This is a genomic window from Streptomyces sp. NBC_01591, from assembly GCF_035918155.1.
In the GTDB taxonomy this organism is placed as follows: Bacteria; Actinomycetota; Actinomycetes; order Streptomycetales; family Streptomycetaceae; genus Streptomyces.
Genome location: NZ_CP109327.1, coordinates 7,353,899 through 7,374,291, shown reverse-complemented (window position 1 = coordinate 7,374,291; position 20,393 = coordinate 7,353,899). Strand labels below are relative to the sequence as shown.

Below are 20,393 nucleotides of genomic sequence, written 5' to 3'. Positions count from 1 at the left end.
GGTCAGTTCTTCCCCGGAAGGTCTCGGGTTCCCGTCGCCGGGAGTTCCTGCTCGGTCCAGATGATCTTTCCCTCGGCCGTGTAGCGGGTGCCCCAGCGGCGGGTGAGCTGGGCGACGAGGAAGAGGCCGCGGCCGCCCTCGTCCGTGGTACGGGCGTGCCTGAGCCGCGGCGAGGTGCTGCTGGTGTCGGAGACCTCGCAGATCAGGACGGACTGGCGCAGCAGCCGGACCCGGATCGGCCCGGTGGCGTAGCGCACCGCGTTGGTGACGAGCTCGCTGACGATCAGCTCGGTCGTCATCTCCAGTTCCTCCAGGCCCCAGGTGCTCAGCAGGCGTGCGGTCCGGGCCCGGACACCGGCGACGGCTGCCGGCTCGGTGGGGACCTCCCACGAGGCGACGTGGTCGGCGCTCAGCTCGTGGGTACGGGCGAGCAGCAGGGCGACATCGTCGGGCTGGGGCACCGGGACCAGTTGCTCCACAACTGTGGCGCACAGGGCGTCGAGCGGAAGTCCGCGCTGTGCCAGGGCACCGCCGAGGCGGGACATGCCGAGTTCGGGGTCCTGGTCCCTGCCTTCGATCAGGCCGTTGGTGTAGAGGCCGATCAGGCTCCCTTCCGGCAGCTCGGTCTCCGCCGTCTCGAAGGGCATGCCGCCCAGGCCCAGGGGCGGCCCCGCGGGCAGCTCGAGGAAGGTGACGCGGCCGTCCGGGGCGATGACGACGGGCGGCGGGTGGCCGGCGCGTGCCATGGTGCAGCGCTGGGTGACCGGGTCGTAGACGGCGTACAGGCAGGTGGCGCCGAGTACGGGTGTGCCCTGCTCCCCTCCCTCGGGTTCCTCGTCGCTCAGGCGGAGCACGAGGTCGTCGAGGTGGGCGAGGAGTTCGTCGGGCGGCAGGTCCATGTCGGCGAGGGTGTGCACCGCGGTGCGGAGCCGGCCCATGGTGGCCGCGGCGGCGATGCCGTGGCCCACGACGTCGCCCACGACGAGGGCGACCCGTGCGCCGGACAGCGGGATCACGTCGAACCAGTCGCCCCCGACACCGTCCTTGGCGTCGGCCGGGAGGTAGGAGGAGGCCACGTCCAGGGCCATTCCGCCGGGCAGGGTGTGAGGGAGCAGACTGCGCTGCAGGGTCAGCGCGGCGGTGTGCTCGTGGGTGTAGCGGCGGGCGTTGTCCACGCAGACGGCAGCCCGTGCCACCATTTCGCGGGCCGGAAACACGTCTTCCGGTTCGAAGGGGGCGGGGTTCAGCGACCGGATGAAGGTGGTCAGGCCGAGCACCGTGTCCCGGGCCCGCATGGGTACGGAGATGAGGGAGTGGAGTCCGTATTCGCGGATGTTCGCCGCCCTGGCGGGCTGTTCGACCGCCCACACGTGATTGTCGGGGTCGAGGACCGGAATGAGGACGGGTTCGCCCTCGATGAGGAAGCGGATGTCGTGGGGCGGGGGCACGAAGTCCACCGGGTCCCCGACCCGGCAGACCGCCTCCGGGCAGCCCTCGCGCACCGAGCTCATCCCGGCACGGCGCATCATCGGCCGGGAGGAGGCGGTGACGGCACCGGAACGGGCGAGTTCCGTACCGGACAGCCCCGTGCCCATCGGCCATGGACCGGGCGCGCCGGCGCTGGCGACCGGCTCCAGCAGGTCGACGATGACGAAGTCGGCGAACCGCGGCACCGCGAAGTCGGCCAGTTCCTGAGCCGTACGCATCACGTCCAGGGTGGAGCCGATGCTGGCTCCGGCATCGTTGACCAGGGCCAGGCGTTGCTGGGCGTTCCACCGGTCGGTGACGTCCAGCACCATGTAGCAGAGGCCGGTGACGTTGCCGTTGCTGTCGGTCAGCGGGAGGTACGACGTGGAGTAGGCGCGCCTGCGGCGCGGATCGGCCCAGGTCCAGCCCAGGTACTCGTAGTCGATGACGGGGATCCCGGTGTCGATCACGCGGCGCATCAGCGTCTCGATGGCCTCGGTCTCCAGCCCCGGGAGCACCTCGCTCAGCCGGTGGCCCACCCGGTGCTCGCGCGGAACGCCGCCGAAGCGTTCCAGGGTGTCGTTCATCCAGGTGTAGCGCAGGTCCGGGCTCATCACGGCCACGCCGATCGGTGACCCGGTCAGGAAGGCGTCCAGCACGGACTGCCCGACCGTCCACTCCGGCCGCCGTTCGCGTCCGGAGACCAGGAAGCACTCCCGGCCGTCCAGGTGGAACGAGGCCGAGACCCGGAGGTCCACCTCGATCCGGCTGCCGTCGCGCCTCCGTACGTCGGCGACGCCGCGCCATCCCACGCCCGCCCGGCAGCGCTCGGCGATCCCGGCCACCCGTACCGGATCCTCGGGCATGGCGAGCAGGAAGCCGGCGGGCCGCCCGACCACCTCCGCGGCGCGGTATCCCAGCAGGTCCTGTGCGCTGTGTGTCCAGCCGACGACCGTTCCGGTGCCGGCGACCACCACGGTCGCGTCGTTCGCCGTGTCGAAGGTGTGCCGGGAAGTGCTGGGCGGCGAAGGGTCGGCTCCGGGCGCCGACTGCGGACCTGCACACGCCATACTGGCCACCACCCATCCACTTCTTGTCCATGATCCCGCCTGGCGCGCTCGGGTGCGAGCGACCGCGGACGGGCGCGGGGTGGTCAGCGCCCGCCGGCCGGCCCGGACCGGACGGACGGGACCGGGGGCCGGTCCTCGTACCAGCGCCGGTCGGCCTCCAGCTGGGCGGCGAGGGAGATCAGCCGTTCCTCACTGCGGGACGGGCCGAGCAGCTGCGCCCCGACGGGCAGCCCGTCGGCGGTGAACCCGGCCGGCACGTTGATGCCGGGCCAGCCCAGGACGTTCCAGGGCCAGGCGTACGGGCAGGCCTCGGTCATCGCCAGATCGGTGCGCCAGGCGCTCAGCCCGTCGAAGCGGCCGATCGGGGGTGGCGGCAGCGCGGTCGTCGGGGTGAGCAGTACGTCGTACCCGGCACCGGCCCGGGACGCGTGGAAGAACGCGCCGATCCTGCGGTGCTGGCGCACCTCGCGTTCCCTGGCCGCCCGTACCACCCGGCCGCCCAGCCGGGTGCCGGTGCGCAGCGCGCTGCGGGTGCGGGGGTCGAGGAGGGCGGGGTCGGGGTGGCGGGCGGCGAGTTCGGCGATGCCGGCGGTGGCGCGGGGGACGAAGCCGAGGCCGATCAGCCCGTACCGGGGCCTGGCTTCCTCGACGTCGTGGCCCAGGCGGGCGAGGGCCTCGGCCAGTACGAGGACGGCCCGTCGCACATCGGGGTGGGGTGCGGAGCCGGTGAGGGTGAGCGGGGGGCGCCAGGCGAGGGCGATGCGCAGTCGGCCGGGGTCGCGGCGGGCGGCGGCCGCAGCGGCGACGGGGGGCGGCCGGTGCGGGTCGTCGGGGTGGGGTCCGGCGACCGCGTCGAGCAGGAGTGCGGCGTCGGCGACGGTCCTGGCGAGCGGTCCGTTGACGGTCAGGCCCTGGAAGGCGTCGATGTGCGGGTGGCCGGAGATCCGGCCGCGCTGGGGCTTGATGCCGACGAGATGGGTCCAGGCCGCCGGGATACGGACGGACCCCGCACCGTCCGAGCCGAGCGCGGCGGGCACCAGACCGGCCGCGACGGCCGCCGCGGAACCACCGGACGAGCCGCCGGGGGTGTGGCCGATGTGCCACGGGTTGCGGGTGGCGCCGAAGGCGGGGCCCTCGGTGAACGGCCACTGGCCGAGCTCGCAGGAGTTGGTCTTCCCGACGATCACGGCCCCGGCCGCCCTCAGCCTGCGTACGGCCTCGCTGTCCGCGGTCGCGGCGGGCAGATCGCCGTCGCAGCCGAAGTGGGTCGGCATCCCGACGACGTCCGTGTCGTCCTTGACGGCGACCGGCACGCCGAGCAGGGGCAGCCGCTCCCCCGCCGCGAGCCGGCGGTCGGCCTCGGCGGCCTCGGCGAGCGCGGCCTCGGCGCGCAGGTGCCTGAAGGCGTTGAGGGTGCCCTGGCTCGCTTCGATACGGCGCAGCGCGGCCGACACCTGCTCGGCCGAGGTGGTGCGGCCCTCGGCCAGCTCCCGTGCGCTGTCGGCCAGTCCCCTCGCGCCGGCCGGTTCGGTGGTTTCCACGGCTTCCGTTGAGGACATGGGCCGACCGCCTTCCTCGTATCGGAGGACACGTGCGCAGGACGTGTGCGCAGCGCGCCTGTTACGCCCGAACGAACTTACCGGAGGGTAAGGATTGGTGAGCGGTCCGCTCAACCGTTCGGTGGACAGTGGCCGAGGTGCGCCCGGGGCCCGTCCCGGGTGTGCCCGGGGAGTGTCAGTGCCGCTTGCTACGTTCTGTAGCGGAAGCGTACGGCGACGGAAGCACTGCTGGAGGGCGCGTGGAAGCGGAGTTCGAGGGCGAGTTCGAGACGCATCTGACGGTGCGTTTCGATCCCCGCGCCGGGGGCGGGACGGGGGACGGGGAGGAGTCCGCCCGTCTGGCGGGCTGGGCGGAGCGCAACGGTCTGAAGCTCACCCATATCGTCCTGGACCGCGGTGCCACGCCCGACCAGCCGATGCTGACCGAACGGGGCCGGGGCTCGCTCTCCCGGCAGCGGGCCGCCGCCGGGCTCCGGTCGGCCGAGCTGCGCGCGGCGGGCTTCCCCGTCGTACGCGTGAAGATCGAGGCCGCGCCGTGGAACGAGGACATACCCACCACGGCCGCCGAGGCCGCCGCGCTGTCTCCCGACTGCCACTTCGAGCACCACGTCAAGCTGCTGCTCTCCGGTGAGCCGCAGCTCGCCGTCGCACGGGCCGTGGCCGAGCGGCACGGCGCGCATCTGTCGCGCAACGCCCGCCGCACCACCGGCCCCGGACGCCACGAGCGGTTCGTCACGCAGCGCTGCCGCGCGGTGGGCCGTCCGGAGGCGCGCGCCGAACTCGACGCGCTCCTGGGCGGGCTGGACGCCGCCGGGCTCCAAGTGCTGGAGGTCGAGGAGGAGTTCGTGGTGCACGACGACCACCCGGCGGTGGACGCGGGCTGGATCGACGAGCGGGCCGGGGCGGCGCTGTGAGTACGGGCGACCGCCCCGTTCCCGGGGAGCCGGCGTTCGACGACCCGGCGCTCGCTCCGCGCTGGCGGGCCGCCCGGCGCGGTGTCCAGGACCATCTGCTGCGCGTGATCGCCGAGTCGTCCTGGGGCGACGGTCTGATCCTGCGCGGCAGCCTCCCGCTCCAGGCGTCGGTGGGCGCGGCGGCACGGGAGCCGGGCGATCTGGACTGGGTCATGTACGGGCCGGCGGCAGAGGACTTCGTCGACCGCATCGATCCCTACCCGTACGTCGCCGGGATCGATTTGGTCCAGCACTGGCCGGAGGCCGCGGACGGCGCGGCCGCGCCCGAGCTGTGGACGGACGAGGAGTCCCACGAGACCGCCGGTGCCCGGCCCGTGCTCGCACCGGAGGGGCTGCGCTGGATCGAACTCGAAGACCCCGAGGACATCGATCCGCCCTCCTCCCCCACCGAGGAGGTCGTCGCCGCCCTGACGGCTGGGCCGCTGCCGCCCGAGGGGATACGCATCGATCCGAGCCGGGTGGCATCGGACGGCGAGTGGATGTACCGGGAGTACGAGACGCCCGGCGTGCGCGTCGTCGTCCCCTGGCAGGCCGACGGGCTGCCGCCGGGCGAGCTGCGGATGGACTTCGCCCAGGACGAACGGCTGCTCGCGGCTCCGGTGTGGACGGCCTGCCCGCGCGGGGACGGCGGGCCCCCGACGCCGGTCCGCACCGCGAGCCCGGGACTCTCGCTCGCCTGGAAGCTGCTGTGGCTCGCCGAGGACCAGGAGGCGGAGGGCCGGTCGGGGGCCAAGGACCTGTACGACGCGGTGCTGCTCGCGGAGTACCCCGGGACGCGGCTCTCGCCCCGCCTGCTGCGCACCGTGCTGGGATCGCACGCGCAGGGCTTCACGCCCGGGGCGGTGCTGGACTGGCTGGTGGACTGGGCCGCGTTCCACGCCTCGCACCCGTGGGTGGACGGCGGTCCGGACCGGCTGCGGGAGCGGCTGGCGGCCGCGCTGCCCCGGCTGCTGGAGCGGAGCGTTCCGTAGCCATGACGGCCGGATCGAACCGGAGCAGACCGGTCCGGACCGGTCCGGCCACCGGGACACGGCGGCCGGACCGGCGGGCGCGCGGACGCGGACACGGACGCGCCCTACGGCTGGACGCTGATCTCCCCGATCCCGGTGCCGAGGGCGGAGCAATGCGCGGTGGACTGACCGGACTGCCCGGGGTTGAGTGTGACGTGCTCGCCGTCCACGTCCGGGGACCAGCCGCAGACCAGGTGCACCCAGAAGGTCTGCGTCGTGCTGCCGTTGTTGCGGCACAGCGCAAAGCCCGTGTAGTCGTCGATCTCGTGCTTTCCGGTGTCGCAGGACAGACCGGGCGGCGTCGCCACGGGTGCCACGGCGGTGGCGACGGTCGCGGGAACCGCGAGCACGGCGGCCGCCCCTGCCACGACGACGCCCCGGAGTACGGCCCTGGACACACTCCCCATCGACAGCTTCATGTCTCCCTGTTCCTCCTCGCTGGTGGTGAACTCGGTGCGCCGACAACCGTCCCCCACCATCCGTAACCAAAAACGGGGCAGGACATCACACTGTGTATGCGCTGTGGTCGATTTCCTCCGCCTCGCGACCGGACCGGCCCCGGCGTACGCTCAAAAGAATCGGATGGCACCTGAACAGGCCCGACGGGTTCTTCGCCCGACGGGTTCTACGAGGGAGGCGACGTGACCGGTCGACACAGCGGCACACGCCGGGCCGCCTGGGCGGCGGTCGTCGTGCTGGGACTCACCGGCGGCAGCGTCCTGGGCGGCGGTGCGGCACGGGCGGACGACGGCATCGACAAGCTCACCGCGCAGCAGATCGCGGACCGTTCGCGTGACGCCCTCCTGAGCGTCCGTTCCCTGCACCTCAGCACGCGCGGCAACCTCGGCGAGAACAGCCCGCGGATGACTCTGGAACTCACCCTGGACCGGGACGGGAACTGCAACGGATCGGTGGACCTCGGCCACAGCCAGGGGTCGGTCCGGATCGTGAAGCGCGGCGACGACGTCTGGGTCAAGCCGGACGCGAACTTCTGGAAGAACCAGGTTCCGGGCGGTGGTTCGGCCTTCGCCGCGATCCTCGGCGGCCGATACATGAAGGGCTCTGCCGACGACCCGCGGCTGCGCGGCCTGGCGAACGGCTGCGATCTGGACACCTTCCAGAAGCTGGTCAGCGACAACGCGAACAACGACCGCGGAACGCTGAACAAGGGCCACAAGACCACGCTCGACGGGGCTCCGGTGGTGCCACTGACCAGGATGCGGGACGGCCAGACGCTGACGATGTACGTCGCGGCCACGGGCAAGCCGTACCCCCTGAGGATCACCGCTCAGGGCGGCGGGACGGACGCGGTCGTGGGCTTCTCGGCCTTCGACAAGCCGGTGCCCACGACCACGCCGCCGCCGGACCAGACGTACGACATCAGTGCTCTGCTGGGCCGTACGCCCGCGCCGGTGTGATGCCGGACCGGCCGCTGAGCACCACGTACAGCAGCAGCGACGAGGCCAGCCCGACCGCCCAGCCGTAGTCCGCGAGCGGCTTGAGGAGCGGGATCAGACCGTCGGCCGGGAACGGGCCCGCCCCGGGGGCGGAGTGGGAGCCGCCGATCGCGAGGACGCCGCCGACGGCGAACGCGGCGACGGCCCGCCAGTTCCAGCCGTTCGTGTACCAGTAGCGGCCGCCGGGGCGGTAGAGGTCGGCCAGGTCGAGCACGGTGCGGCGGACGATCCAGTAGTCGGCGATCAGGATGCCCGCGACCGTTCCGAGCAGTCCGCCGACCAGCCCGAGCCAGGTGAAGATGTACAGCTCGGGGGTCTCGGTGAGCTTCCACGGCATGATGAGGACACCGACGAAGCCCGTGATCAGGGCACCCGTACGGAAGTTGATGAACCTGGGCGCGAGGTTCGCCAGGTCGTACGCGGGTGACACGACGTTCGCCGCGATGTTCACGGAGACCGTCGCGACCAGCACCGTCACCAGGGCGTAGAGCAGCCCGAAGACGCTGTCGGTCCTCGCCACGAGCTGGACCGGGTCCCAGATGGCTTCCCCGTACACGGCCTGCGATCCGGAGGTGACCAGGACCGAGAGCAGGGCGAAGAGCGTCATCGTGGTCGGCAGGCCGAGCGACTGGCCCCGGATCTGGGCGCGTTGGCCGGCCCCGAAGCGGGTGAAGTCGGGGATGTTCAGCGAGAGCGTGGCCCAGAACGCGATCATGCCCATCAGCGAGGGAAAGAAGACCGGCCAGAACTCCTTGCCCCAGCCGAGCTTCGAGGGCTGGTCGAGCAGTGGGCCGAAGCCGCCCGCCTTGACGGCGATCCAGACCAGCAGTACGACGGCGCCGACGATGACGAACGGTGCCGCCCAGTTCTCGAACCGTCGCAGGGCATCCATCCCCCGGTAGATGATGGCGAGTTCGAGCGCCCAGAAGAGGATGAAGCAGAGCCAGAGCGTCCACGGCTGCCCGCCGATCTCGGACGCATTCGCCCAGCCGCCGAAGATCTTCCCCAGCAGGGTGAAGATGCCGACGCCGCCGATCCAGGTCTGGATGCCGAACCAGGCGCACGCCACCGCGGCCCGGATCAGGGCGGGCAGGTTGGCGCCGCGCAGCCCGAAGGAGGCACGGGCCAGCACCGGGAAGGGGATGCCGTACTTCGGTCCGGCGTGCCCGGTGAGGAGCATGGGTCCGAGCACGATCAGGTTGGCCAGCGCGATGGTGAAGACGGCCTGTTTCCAGTCCATGCCGAGCGCCACCAGGCCGGAGGCGAGCAGCCAGGACGGGATGTTGTGGGCCATGCCCACCCAGAGCGCGGCGAAGTTGTACGTCGTCCAGCGGCGCCGTTCCAGCGGAACGGGCAACAGGTCCTCGTTGACGAACCGGTTGTCGGTGGGAACGGTGCCGGGGGCGAGTTCGATGCGGCCCGAGGAGTCGGGCACCGGGTCCTGCGGTGGAACCGGTGGGACGGTCGATGTCATGGCGGCTGGACCCTTCGCTCGGGAACGGTGCCGTGCGGGGCGGGGCGCGGGGCGCACGCCGGCAGGGGCTCCGGGGGCGCTGCCCTCGAGTGACGTGCTCCGGCAGATCCTTCCACGATGAGGCCGCACCGAACCCCTGTACCCCGTGACATCGGCGGTCCGGTCGCCCTGCTCCGCAGGCCGGTGATCACCCTGGACGATCTCCGCACATCTGCGCTGCAATGCCCACCATGACGGAGAGGGTTCGCTGGGGGATCCTGGCCACGGGCCAGATGGCCGCCGACTTCACCCGCGGCCTCCAACGCCTGGCCGACGCGCAGGTGGTGGCTGTCGGCTCGCGGTCCGCCGAGAAGGCGCGTGCGTTCGCCGATCGGCTCGATATCCCCCGGGCGTACGGGAGTTGGGGGGAGCTGGCCTCGGACGAGAGCATCGACGTCGTCCATGTCTCCACGCCGCACATAGCCCATCACAGGGCAGCGGCTCTCTGTATCGCTGCTGGACGTTCCGTACTCGTCGAGAAGCCGTTCGCCATCAACCGGAGCGAGTCGTACGACCTGATGGAACGCGCCCGGCGGCGCGGGGTCTTCGCGATGGAGGGCATGCGGCTTCGTAGTCGGACCAGAATCCCTGCAGGACGACCGCTGTTGAGCTCCCCGAAGCGGGCGGCCCGGCCCACCGGGCCGCCCGGCCCCCATCAGCACGTCATGCCGTGCGCACCGGCGTCCCGATTCAGTTCGTGTACTGGCCGATGCCCCGCGGCAAGTACATTCCGTGCCCCGGCGTCCCCACGTACGCGCGGTTGTCGACCACTGGAACCCCGCGCGACAGCACGGTCTCGACCCGCCCCGTTACGCGCTTGCCCTCGTAGGCCGAGTAGTCGACATTCATGTGATGCGTCTCGGCGGAGATGATCTGCTCGGCAGTCGGGTCGTAGATCACGATGTCGGCGTCCGCGCCCGGAGCGATCGTGCCCTTCTTCGGATACAGACCGAACATGCGAGCAGGCGCGGCGCAGGCGATCTCGATCCAGCGACGGCGGCTGATATGCCCGTCGACAACGGCCTGGTGCAGCAGGTCCATTCGGTTCTCGACACCCGGCATGCCGTTCGGGATCTTCGAGAAGTCCTCCCGCCCCATCTCCTTCTGCCCCTTGAAGCAGAACGGGCAATGGTCCGTGGACACCACCTGCAGATCGTTCGTCCGCAACCCACGCCACAGAGCCTCCTGGTGCTCCTTCGGCCGCAGCGGAGTGGAGCACACGTACTTCGCGCCTTCGAAGTCCGGCTCAGCAAGGTTGTCGGTCGACAGGAAGAGGTACTGCGGACACGTCTCACCGAACACGGGAAGCCCCTCGTCCCGGGCTCGCGCCAGTTCGGCAACGGCCTCCTGAGCCGAGACATGCACCACGTAGAGGGGGGAACCGGCCACTTGGCTCAGCTTGATGACCCGATGCGTCGCCTCCGCTTCGAGCAGCGCCTTGCGGACCTCCCCGTGGTGGCGCGGGTCCCTCTCACCGCGTGCCAGCGCCTGCTCCACGAGCACGTCGATCGCGAGACCGTTCTCCGCATGCGTCATCACGAGCCCACCGTTCGAACCGGCGCGCTGCATGGCTCGAAGGATCTGCCCATCGTCGGAGAGGAAGACTCCCGGGTACGCGGTGAAGAGCTTGAACGATGTGACGCCGGCCGAGACGAGCCCGTCCATCTCTCTGAGCGAGGACTCGTTCACATCGGACATGATCATGTGGAACGCGTAGTCGATCGCGCACTTTCCATCCGCCTTCTCGTGCCAGGCGTCGAGTCCTTCACCGAGAGACCCGCCCTTGGACTGGATCGCGAAATCGATGATGGTTGTCGTGCCGCCCCACGCCGCAGCCCGAGTACCGGTCTCGAAGGTATCGGAAGCGAACGTGCCGCCGAACGGCATCTCCATATGCGTGTGACCGTCGACCCCACCCGGAATCACATACTTCCCGGCAGCGTCGATGACATGGTCGGCCGCCCACCCGTGACTGTCATGGGTGGCAAGGGCCACGACGCGGCCACCGTCGACGAGCACATCGACGTGCAATTCGTCGGAGGCCGTGATCACCAGTCCGCCAGTAATGAGAGTGCGTGCCATTGCTTCTGCTCCATTCTCGTCGGATCGACGGCGTTCGCTCATGAACCGTTCTTGCTCGCCCGATGCGCCACTGCAGCTCGGTGTGTCAGCCGAAGGCCGGGATGATGTCGGAGCCGTACGCGTCGATGGTGGTCTCGCGGGCATCGTGCATCGCGTACACGGCGAACTGGTCGACGCCGAGCTCGCGGAGCTCCCGCAGTTTGGCGATGTGGGCCTCGGCGGGGCCGAGGAGGCAGAAGCGGTCGACGATCTCGTCGGGGACGAAGTCGGTGGACGGGTTGTCGGCGCGGCCGTGGTGGCTGTAGTCGTAGCCGTGCCGGTCCTTGATGTACGCGGTGAGCTCGTCCGGGACCATGGCGGAGTGGTCGCCGTACTTGGCGACCAGGTCGGCGACGTGGTTGCCGACCATGCCGCCGAACCACCGGCATTGCTCGCGGGCGTGCGCCAGGGCCTCGGCCGAGTCGTCGGCCGTGACGTAGGCCGGTGCGGCAACACAGATCCTGATCGCGGAAGGGTCGCGGCCGGCCTCGGTCGCGGCCTGTCGCACGGCCTTGACCATCCATTCGGTGAGGAACGGGTCGGCGAGCTGGAGGATGAAGCCGTCGGCCTTCTGCCCGGCGAGGGCGAGCGCCTTCGGACCGTATGCCGCCATCCACACCGGCAGCTTCCCGTTCTCGATCCAGGGGATCCGGATCGGGTTGCCGTCGACCACCGCTTCCCGGCCCTCGGCGAGGTCGCGGATGACGTCGATGGCCTCGCCGAGCCGGGCCAGGGTGTTGGGGCTGCGGCCCGCGACCCGCATGGCGGAGTCGCCGCGGCCGATGCCGCACACGGTCCGGTTGCCGTACATGTCGTTGAGGGTGGCGAAGGTGGAGGCCGTGACCTCCCATGTGCGGGTCCCGGGGTTGGTCACCATCGGGCCGACGTGGAGCGTGCTGGTGTGCTCCAGGATCTGGCTGTAGATGACGAAGGGCTCCTGCCAGAGGACGGCGGAGTCGAAGGTCCAGCCGTAGCGGAAGCCGTTGCGCTCCGCGCGGCGCATGAGTCCCACCACCTGTGACGCGGGCGGGTCGGTCTGCAGGACAAGTCCGAAGTCCACTCGTGACCTCCGAGTTCGATTGGGTGCGATGAGGTTCCGGGGTGGTTCAGCCCAGGTACTGGCAGGTGGAGCGCGGCACGAAGGTGTCACCGAAAGTGACGAGACCACCGTGGATGACGGTGCGGCTCATGTACCCCTCCTCACTGCGGCGGAATGGGTCTACGCACGTAGACAAGGTGCGTGATGAAGAACGTAGAAGCGAGTTACCCACTGTGGCAATACCGCCGCCGCCAACCGCTGAAGACGTTTCTGTTTCATCCGCCCGGCACTCCACCGGCCCACAGCGACGACGATGACCAGCACTGAATAACAGAATGATTACGGGTCTGGTCCAAATGTTGAGTACGGTTCACGCGCCCGTCCCATACGTGGCGTGGTCCGATCACCACCGACGGCGAGCCTCGGACACATCACCGGACGCCCCCGAGGTCCGGTGTCCACCGACCGATCCCGGAGGATCACGTACCTCACGGCCCTGAACACCGCCGACGCCCAGATCGGCCGGCTGCTCGACGCCGTGACCTCACGGCCGACGTACGCGAAGGAGGACTGGCTCGTCGTCGTCACCGCCGACCACGGCCACACCCCCACCGGCGGACACGGCGGCAACACCCCGCTGGAGCGCGGCACGTTCGTGATCGCCCAGGGCAGGGGCATTCAGCCCGGTTCGGTACGCGACGACGTCAGGATCACCGATATCGCGCCCACGGTCCTGCGCCACGAGGGCGTCGCCACCGACCCCGCCTGGAACCTCGACGGCACCTCGCTCGCCGAGCTGAAGCCGGACGCCTTCGACGCGCTGCGCCCCTCGCTGCAAGGACGGCTCGGTCCGCTTCAGGGCAACGGTGCGCCGGGGCGTCGCCGAGGCCACGCTGGCCGTCACCGATGTGCGCTACAAGCACCTCGCGTACTACGGCGAGCTCGACCCGGTTCACTCCCTGGACCTCACCCGCCCCACCGGCCACCGGGGCTGACCGAACGGCCAGGCCCCGGAACCACCGGCCGGGGCCCGGCCGCCGCTCGACCCACCGAACTCAGCCCACCGGACTCAGCCCACCGACCGGAGCGCCTCGGCCAGGATCTCCGCGCCCTCCTCCGCCTCCGGGATGGTCAGCGAGAGCGGTGGCGCGATCCGCAGCACGCTGGTGTTGTGGCCGCCGCCCTTGCCGATGAGCAGACCGCCCTCGCGGGCCGCTTCGAGTACGGCCGCTGCCGCCTCCGGGTTCGCCTCGTCGGTGCCGGGCTTCACCAGCTCGATGCCGATCATCAAACCCCGGCCGCGCACCTCCCGTACGCACTCCGAACCCGCGCCGATCGCACGGAGCCGCTCGATCAGCAGACCGCCGACGCGCCGGGCGTTGCCCTGCAGGTCGTGTTCGAGGAGGTAGGAGAGGTTGGCGAGACCGGCCGCCATGGTGACCGGGGAACCGCCGAACGTCGAAATGGAGTTGGCGTCCAGGCAGTTCATGACGCCGGCACGGGCCACGACACCGCCGATCGACATGCCGTTGCCGATGCCCTTGGCGAAGGTGAGGATGTCCGGCGGACCGTTCTCGCCGTGCGCCTGCCACCCCCAGAAGTGTTCGCCGGAGCGGCCCCAGCCGGTCTGTACCTCGTCGGAGATCCACAGGACGCCGTGCCTGTCCAGGACCCGGCGGAACGCCGCGTAGAGGCCGTCGGGCGGCGAGGTGAATCCCCCGACGCCCTGGATGGGTTCGGCGATCAGGGCGGCCGGTGCCCGGGTGTGCCCGAGCAGGTCCTCCAGATCGGCGACACACGCCTCGATGAACTCCGCGTCACTCAGGTGCGCGTACGGCCCCCGGGTACGGACGCCGCCGTGCACGTACAGCGTCTGCAACGGCGACAGATTGGTCGGCGACCAGGCGTTGTTGCCCGTGATGGCGACGGCGGAGAACGACCGGCCGTGGTAACTGTTGCGCATCGCGAGGATCTGGTTCGACCTGCAGTACGTGGTGGCGAGCAGCAGCGCCGTGTCGTTGGCCTCGGTACCGGAGGTGGTGAAGAAGACCCTGGCGTCCGGGATACCGGAGAGCGTGGCGATGCGTTCGGCCAGCTCGACCATCGGCCGGTTGAGGTAGAGCGTGGACGAGTGGATGATCCGGCCGGCCTGCTCGCTGACCGCCTTGGTCACCTCGGGCAGGGCGTGGGCGGTCATGGTGGTGAGGATGCCGCCGAAGAAGTCGAGGTAACGCCTCCCGTCGGCGTCCCAGACGTGGCGGCCCTCGCCGTGGGTGATCTCCAAGGGGTGCTTGTAATAGAGCGCCAGCCAGTCGGGGCTGACGGCGAGATGGCGATGGTGCAGGCTGCTCACGGCTCCACCAGTCCTTCGTACGCGTCGGGGCGGCGGTCCCGGTAGAACGCCCACTGCTGTCTGACCTCGTCGATGAGACCGAAGTCGAGGTCGCGCACGACGAGTTCCTCCTCCTTGTCGCTGGCGACCTCACCGACGAACTGGCCACGCGGGTCGACGAAGTAGCTGGTTCCGTAGAAGTCGTTGTCGCCGTACTCCTCCTGGCCGACGCGGTTGATCGCGGCGACGAAGTACTCGTTGGCGACAGCGGACGCGGGCTGTTCCAGCTGCCAGAGATAGCCGGAGAGACCGCGCGAGGTGGCAGACGGGTTGTAGACCAACTGGGCACCGTTGAGGCCGAGTTGACGCCACCCTTCGGGGAAGTGCCGGTCGTAGCAGATATAGACGCCGACCTTGCCGACGGCCGTGTCGAAGACCGGCCAGCCGACGTTGCCGGGCTTGAAGTAGTACTTCTCCCAGAACCCGTTGACCTGCGGGATGTGGTGCTTGCGGTACTTGCCGAGATAGGAGCCGTCGGCGTCGATCACGGCGGCGGTGTTGTAGTAAAGACCGGACTGCTCGACCTCGAAGACCGGCACGACGATCACCATGCCGGTCTCGCGGGCGAGTTCCTGCATCCGGCGGACGGTCGGCCCGTCCGGGACGGCCTCGGCCCAGCGGTAGTGCTCGGGATCCTGCACCTGGCAGAAGTAGGGGGCGTTGAACACCTCCTGGAAACCGATGATCTTCGCGCCCTGACGGGCGGCCTCGCGTGCATGCTCCTCATGCTTGGCGATCATGGATTCGGTGTCGCCGGTCCAGGTCGCCTGGACGAGTGCGGCGCGTACGACTTGGGACATGAGCTGCTCCTTCGACGCGGCGTCAGAGAGCCTCAACGCGTTTCTACGCCCGTAGACACGTGCGTAGAGGAGAACGTAAGCCCCGTCACACAGCGGGGCAAGACCATCGCCGTGAACCGGCGGAGTCGATCATGTTTCACACCCGTGCGGTCCACACGCCCAGCCGGTCAGGCGGTGGGCATGGTGGGGGCGGGGGTCAGGGGTTCGCCGTTCAGTTCATGGCTGTCCTTGGAGTCCCACCACAGCTCGCCGTCGGCGGTCAGGAAGGGCGCCCGGTATCCGCCGATCACACCGCCGCGCTCCAGCACGTCGGCGACCTCTTCGAGGTAGGCGGCCGGGGACGGCCATCCCTCGCCTTCAGGCGAGCGAGGCCAGCAGATCGGGCGGGAACCGCAGCCCCATCCTGACCTGCGCCTCCTCCACCGCGGCCGGGTCCGCGGGCGGTGCGAGCAGGTCGCAGGACTCCGGGGCGTGTGTGCGGAGCCAGGCGTCGATCCGGGCCCAGGCCGGCCGGCACCGAAGAACCGGGGAAGGAAGCCCGGTCTGTCATACCGGGGATCAAAGCACGCGGCACCGACAACGGGTCCGCGTGCTTTGATCCCGGTCCGGGCACCGGGCTCCGGGCTCCCGGGCCAATGGTCCTCCGCGCCGGTTTGTATTCTCGGCAGGCGCCCCCATCCGAGCGGCACCTGCGAGAGGAAACACCATGACCACCGAGCTGAGCCCCGACGCCCTGTCCGGGCTCCTCGACCGGGCCCGTCAGGACTACCAGGACCTGGCGGGACTCGGGCTCTCGCTCGACCTCACCCGGGGCAAGCCCGCCCCCGAGCAGCTCGACCTCTCCGAGGACCTGCTGAGCCTGCCCGGCGGGCGGCACACCTCCGCCGACGGCACGGACGTACGCAACTACGGCGGGCTGCAGGGACTGCCCGAGCTCCGGGAGATCTTCGCCGGGGTGCTCCAGGTGCCGGCCGGCCAGCTGCTCGCGGCCGGGAACTCCAGCCTTGAGCTGATGCACGACTGTCTGGTGCACGCCCTGCTGAGCGTGCTGCCCGGCGCCGAGTCGCGCTGGGTGGATCAGGAGCGGATCGCGTTCCTGTGTCCGGTACCCGGCTACGACCGGCACTTCGCGCTCTGCGAGCGGTTCGGGATCGACATGATCCCGGTGCCGATGACCGCCGAGGGTCCGGACATGGAGGTCGTGGAGCGGCTCGTCGCCGAGGACCCGGCGATCAAGGGCATCTGGTGTGTGCCGAAGTACAGCAACCCGGACGGCGTCTGCTACAGCGACGCGACCGTGGCCCGGCTCGCCTCCATGAGCACCGCCGCTCCCGACTTCCGGATCTTCTGGGACAACGCCTACGCCGCCCACCACCTCACCGACGAACCCGTCGAGATCGCCGATCTGCTCGGCGCCTGTGGCGAGGCCGGGAACCCGGACCGGGCGTTCGTGTTCGGCTCCACCTCGAAGATCACCGCGGCGGGCGCGGGCGTCGCGTTCTTCGGTTCGTCGACGGCGAACCTCCAGTGGCTGCTCGGCAACAACGCCAAGCGTTCGATCGGCCCGGACAAGGTGAACCAGCTGCGGCACGTCCTGTTCCTGCGGGACGCCGACGGGGTGCGGGGCCACATGGAGCGCCAGCGCGCCCTGCTGCAGCCCAAGTTCGAGGTGGTGGCCCGGATCCTGGACGCCGAGCTCGGCGGTACCGGGCTCGCGGCCTGGACCTCGCCCAAGGGCGGGTACTTCGTCACCCTGGAGGTGCCGGACGGCTGCGCCAAGGAGGTCGTGCGCCGTGCCGCCGAGGCGGGCATCGTGCTGACCCCGGCCGGCGCCACGCACCCGTACGGCGACGACCCGCGCGACGCGGTCATCCGGATCGCGCCCAGCTACCCGGGGCTCACGGAGCTGGAGCAGGCGATCGCGGGGCTCGCCGTCTGCGTCCGGCTCGTGGGGTACGAGCAGCAGGCACGGTAGCCACTCGTCAACTTCCTCCACTTTTCCTCCCGTTCGGGTGATGTGCGGCATACCGCGATGATCTCGGAGAGGTCTGGGCAGTCTCCAGGTGACCTGATTCCGGAAGGGGACGTGGTGGGACTGTCACGCGAGTACGGGCGCGCCATCAGCGAGGGGCCGACACCGGCCGACACCGCGGGCGCGCCCGCCCTGCCCTGTCCGAGCGGCTGGTCCGCGCTGGCGTTCTCCGAAGAGCTGCGGCCGGGCACCGTCCTCACCCGGCCGCTGGCGGGTGAGGACGTGGTGCTGTACCGGCTCGGCACGGGGGCGGTCCGCGCCATCCGTCCGTACTGCCCGCACCTGGGCGCCCATCTCGGGCTGGCGAAGGTCGACGGGGACGATCTCGTATGCCCCTTCCACTTCTTCGCGTTCGGCCCGGACGGCACGTGTGTGCGTACCGGCTACGACACGACGCCGCCGAGGTCGCCGTTGTCGCAGCTGCCGGTGCACGAGGTCAACGGAGCCGTGTTCGTCTGGCGGCACCACGACGGCCGGGCTCCGGACTGGTTCATCCCCACCTGGCACGAGATCGGTCACCGGCCCGCCCGCAGCGCCGCCTGGGAGTTGGCCGGCAATGTCCAGGAAGTCATCGAGAACTCGGTGGACCTCGGGCACTTCGCCACCCTGCACGGCTGGGACAAGGCCGAGATCGGCGGACCCGTGGTCTACGACGATGCCACGTTCCACGTGTCCATGCGGGCCCACGAGTCGGCGCCGCTGCTGGGCAGCTTCGTCGTGGACGTGGATGTGGACGGTTACGGACTCGGCTGTCTGCACGCCGACGTGCACACGCCCCGGCTGGGCCTGCGGATGTGCACGATGGTGATGCCGACGGCGATCGCGCCCAACCGGATGCAGTTCCGGCAGCGCAACCGCATCTCCTTCGCCGAGCCGGGCCGGCTGCCGGCCCCGCTCGCACGTGCGGTGAGCCGGACCGCGGCCAGGCTGCTGGACGGCGCCGTCTTCCGGTCCAGTTGTGAGTTCACCGCCGCGGACTTCCCGATCTGGCATCACAAGCAGTACCAGCAACCACCGCGACTCGCTCCCGGCGACGGCCCGATCGGTCCGTTCCGGCGCTGGGCCCGGCGGTTCTACCCACCACCGCCGGGAATGGACCCGGCGACGCGGCTCAACAATCACGTCGAGCGCCCATCCCACGATCCGGCCTGATCCGAACGAAGGGCAAGGGGCCTGTCCGCCCTGCTCCGACGGACAGGCCTCAGGGCGCGCCCGCGATGCCCGCCACCCGCAGGGCGTGCACGACATCCCGCTCCCTGGCCGGCGACATCGCTCGGGCCGCGGCCAGCACCTGCGGTACGAGATGGCGCGGATCGCCCGCCGCGACCCGCGCCGCGTCCTGCGGAGTCCGTACGCGGATGAAGGCGCCCAGCAGTGCCTGCGCCTGCGCCCTTTGCCCGGCTCGCTCCAGGGCCACCACCGCATCGGCGATCTCCCCGGCCGGCCTCGCCACGCCCTGGCGAAGCAGCTGCCCGCAGTCGTCGGGGCGCCCCGAGGCATCCAACGCGCCTGCCACCGCGGCCAGTTCGGCGGGCGGCAGCGAGGCCACCTCCCACAGCAGGGTGGCCCAGTCCGCATCGAGGCCCGCGCGATGCAGCTCGACGGCGAGTACCGGCAGCCGGTCCGCGGGCCAGCCTGCCGCCTCGCAGAGCACGACATGCGCCTCGCCACTGCGGCCTCCGGCCCGCAGCCGGAGCAGCCGTTCGACGACCCCCGCGGCGGCCCGGCGGACCTCCGGGTCCGGGGCGGCGGCGCGGGCAGGGGCCGCGGACGTGTCGTCGCCGGCCGGGGCGGCGGCGAAGCGGGCTCCGCGTGGCACGGCGGCGGTGGTCGGCGGGAGGGGCAGGACGGAGGCGGTCACGAACGGGGCATCGGCATCGTCGGCGACATCGAGGCCCGCGAACCGGGCACCGCGTGGCTTCCTGCGCCGGGGGGCAGGTGACCGGGGGGCGACGGAAGGCGGGAGATCCGGGCCGCGCACCGGTTCGGCCTCCCCGGCCCGGTCCGGCTCCTCCGTACGGACCGGGCCCTTCGGCACCGCCAGCGCCGCCAGGCGTCCGCGCAGCTCCGAGCAGCGGGCCGTGGCCCGTTCGTGGTCGTCCCTGGCCCAGGCGACCGCCTCCATGTCCGGGGGCGTCGCACCGCCCGCACCGGCGGCCCGGAGCCGCTGGGCAGCGTGCGCCCGCTCCCGCTGCATCAGCTCCAGCCGCTCGTCGAGCAGCTGCCGCCCGCCCGGGCGACGGTCGTGGGCGGCCACCGAGGCGGCGTACAGCCCGGCGGCCCGCACCGACTCGCGCTGCGCGAACGCCGTGCCGCGCATGGCCGCCAGATCGCGGAAGAGCGACTCCATCACGTCCCAGGGCGGAATCTCGGCGCCGTCGAGACAGGCGCGCATCCCGGCAGGATCACGCCGGCAGAAGAGTCCGTACCAGCCGCTGCCGGGGTCCAGCAGCGCCACGACATCCCGGAGGTACTGCGTGAACTCCCGTACTTCCCAAGCATATTGACGCTCAGTCATCTCTGCCCTCGCCGACGTCGACCGGAGCCTTCCAGTCCGCAGGCATTGGACATCAGCCGTGTTACGGCACGGCTACGCGCGCTTTTCGACCACGATGCGGTCGAAGCGCGGCGACGGGGAATGCAGTCAGACCCTACCCGGCCAGCGGCACCACGTCCGGCTCCGGGGCGCAGCGGGTGAGGATCTCGTCCATCGACAGTCCGAGCGCCCCGGCCAGCGCCGCGACCGTGAAGAAGGCGGGGGTGGGGGCGCGGCCCGTCTCGATCTTGCGCAGCGTCTCGGCGGAGATTCCGGCGCTCGCCGCGATCTCGACCATGCTGCGTCCGCCGCGCGCCTCACGGAGCAGCACTCCGAGGCGTTCGCCGCGACGGCGCTCTTCCGGGGTCAGGGGGGTTCGTACCATGCCGTCATTCTAATACCACTGAGACCGGTATAGTAATT

Annotated in this window: 17 protein-coding genes and 1 pseudogene; 7 read left to right on the top strand and 11 right to left on the bottom strand. The window is 70.9% G+C overall.

Translation table 11 applies throughout. The features are described 5' to 3' along the window. Positions 1-2: 2 nt before the first annotated feature. Complete coding sequence (locus tag OG978_RS34110; RefSeq protein WP_326770247.1) at positions 3-2,537, bottom strand: SpoIIE family protein phosphatase; 2,535 nt, start codon at positions 2,535-2,537, stop codon at positions 3-5. Positions 2,538-2,620: 83 nt separating this feature from the next. Then, entirely contained in the window at positions 2,621-4,096 is a 1,476-nt protein-coding gene (locus OG978_RS34105) for an amidase (protein ID WP_326768914.1), read from the bottom strand. A gap of 239 nt (positions 4,097-4,335) precedes the next feature. On the opposite strand from OG978_RS34105, the gene OG978_RS34100 reads away from it, so the two are divergent. Then, a complete protein-coding gene (locus OG978_RS34100) occupies positions 4,336-5,010 on the top strand; it encodes a hypothetical protein (RefSeq protein WP_326768913.1) in 675 nt (224 codons plus the stop codon). Then, positions 5,007-6,041, top strand: a complete 1,035-nt coding sequence (locus OG978_RS34095) for a nucleotidyl transferase AbiEii/AbiGii toxin family protein (RefSeq protein WP_326768912.1) — start codon at positions 5,007-5,009, stop codon at positions 6,039-6,041. The genes OG978_RS34100 and OG978_RS34095 overlap by 4 nt, the downstream gene beginning before the upstream one ends. Positions 6,042-6,145: 104 nt before the next feature. Here OG978_RS34095 and OG978_RS34090 read toward each other — a convergent pair whose 3' ends face one another. After that, entirely contained in the window at positions 6,146-6,499 is a 354-nt protein-coding gene (locus OG978_RS34090) for a hypothetical protein (protein WP_326768911.1), read from the bottom strand. 222 nt (positions 6,500-6,721) lie between these two features. On the opposite strand from OG978_RS34090, the gene OG978_RS34085 reads away from it, so the two are divergent. Beyond that, complete coding sequence (locus OG978_RS34085) at positions 6,722-7,498, top strand: hypothetical protein (RefSeq protein WP_326768910.1); 777 nt, start codon at positions 6,722-6,724, stop codon at positions 7,496-7,498. On the opposite strand, the gene OG978_RS34080 is transcribed toward OG978_RS34085, so the two are convergent. Next, a complete protein-coding gene (locus OG978_RS34080; RefSeq protein WP_326768909.1) occupies positions 7,461-9,011 on the bottom strand; it encodes an NCS1 family nucleobase:cation symporter-1 in 1,551 nt (516 codons plus the stop codon). The genes OG978_RS34085 and OG978_RS34080 overlap by 38 nt on opposite strands. A 221-nt stretch (positions 9,012-9,232) precedes the next feature. Between OG978_RS34080 and OG978_RS34075 the strand changes: the two are divergent. Beyond that, positions 9,233-9,595: pseudogene (locus OG978_RS34075) on the top strand (Gfo/Idh/MocA family protein); the annotation flags it as partial. A 145-nt stretch (positions 9,596-9,740) separates the two neighbouring features. Here OG978_RS34075 and hydA read toward each other — a convergent pair. Beyond that, on the bottom strand, positions 9,741-11,132 hold the full coding sequence (hydA, locus tag OG978_RS34070) for a dihydropyrimidinase (protein WP_326770246.1): 1,392 nt from the start codon (positions 11,130-11,132) through the stop codon (positions 9,741-9,743). Between the two features lie 85 nt (positions 11,133-11,217). Continuing rightward, a complete protein-coding gene (locus OG978_RS34065) occupies positions 11,218-12,231 on the bottom strand; it encodes a TIGR03842 family LLM class F420-dependent oxidoreductase (protein WP_326768908.1) in 1,014 nt (337 codons plus the stop codon). A gap of 845 nt (positions 12,232-13,076) precedes the next feature. On the opposite strand from OG978_RS34065, the gene OG978_RS34060 reads away from it, so the two are divergent. Further along, positions 13,077-13,205 (top strand): hypothetical protein, encoded by a 129-nt coding sequence (locus tag OG978_RS34060; protein ID WP_326768907.1) that lies wholly within the window; start codon positions 13,077-13,079, stop codon positions 13,203-13,205. 74 nt (positions 13,206-13,279) lie between these two features. Here the strand turns inward: OG978_RS34060 and OG978_RS34055 are convergent, their stop codons facing one another. From OG978_RS34055 to OG978_RS34045, 3 genes are all read right to left on the bottom strand, one after another. Next, positions 13,280-14,563 (bottom strand): aspartate aminotransferase family protein, encoded by a 1,284-nt coding sequence (locus tag OG978_RS34055; RefSeq protein ID WP_326768906.1) that lies wholly within the window; start codon positions 14,561-14,563, stop codon positions 13,280-13,282. Further along, a complete protein-coding gene (locus OG978_RS34050; RefSeq protein ID WP_326768905.1) occupies positions 14,560-15,402 on the bottom strand; it encodes a nitrilase-related carbon-nitrogen hydrolase in 843 nt (280 codons plus the stop codon). The genes OG978_RS34055 and OG978_RS34050 overlap by 4 nt, the downstream gene beginning before the upstream one ends. A gap of 167 nt (positions 15,403-15,569) precedes the next feature. After that, positions 15,570-15,710: a hypothetical protein gene (locus tag OG978_RS34045; protein WP_326768904.1), complete on the bottom strand. Its 141-nt coding sequence runs from the start codon at positions 15,708-15,710 to the stop codon at positions 15,570-15,572. Positions 15,711-16,108: 398 nt separating this feature from the next. Between OG978_RS34045 and OG978_RS34040 the strand changes: the two genes are divergently transcribed. Next, positions 16,109-17,377 carry an aminotransferase class I/II-fold pyridoxal phosphate-dependent enzyme gene (locus tag OG978_RS34040; protein ID WP_326768903.1) on the top strand — a complete coding sequence of 423 codons (1,269 nt, stop codon included), beginning with the start codon at positions 16,109-16,111 and terminating at the stop codon, positions 17,375-17,377. A gap of 114 nt (positions 17,378-17,491) precedes the next feature. After that, entirely contained in the window at positions 17,492-18,586 is a 1,095-nt protein-coding gene (locus OG978_RS34035) for a Rieske 2Fe-2S domain-containing protein (protein ID WP_326768902.1), read from the top strand. Positions 18,587-18,635: 49 nt separating this feature from the next. On the opposite strand, the gene OG978_RS34030 is transcribed toward OG978_RS34035, so the two are convergent. Then, entirely contained in the window at positions 18,636-19,952 is a 1,317-nt protein-coding gene (locus OG978_RS34030) for a hypothetical protein (protein ID WP_326768901.1), read from the bottom strand. Positions 19,953-20,085: 133 nt separating this feature from the next. Continuing rightward, entirely contained in the window at positions 20,086-20,355 is a 270-nt protein-coding gene (locus OG978_RS34025) for a helix-turn-helix domain-containing protein (protein ID WP_326768900.1), read from the bottom strand. Between the last annotated feature and the right edge of the window lie 38 nt (positions 20,356-20,393).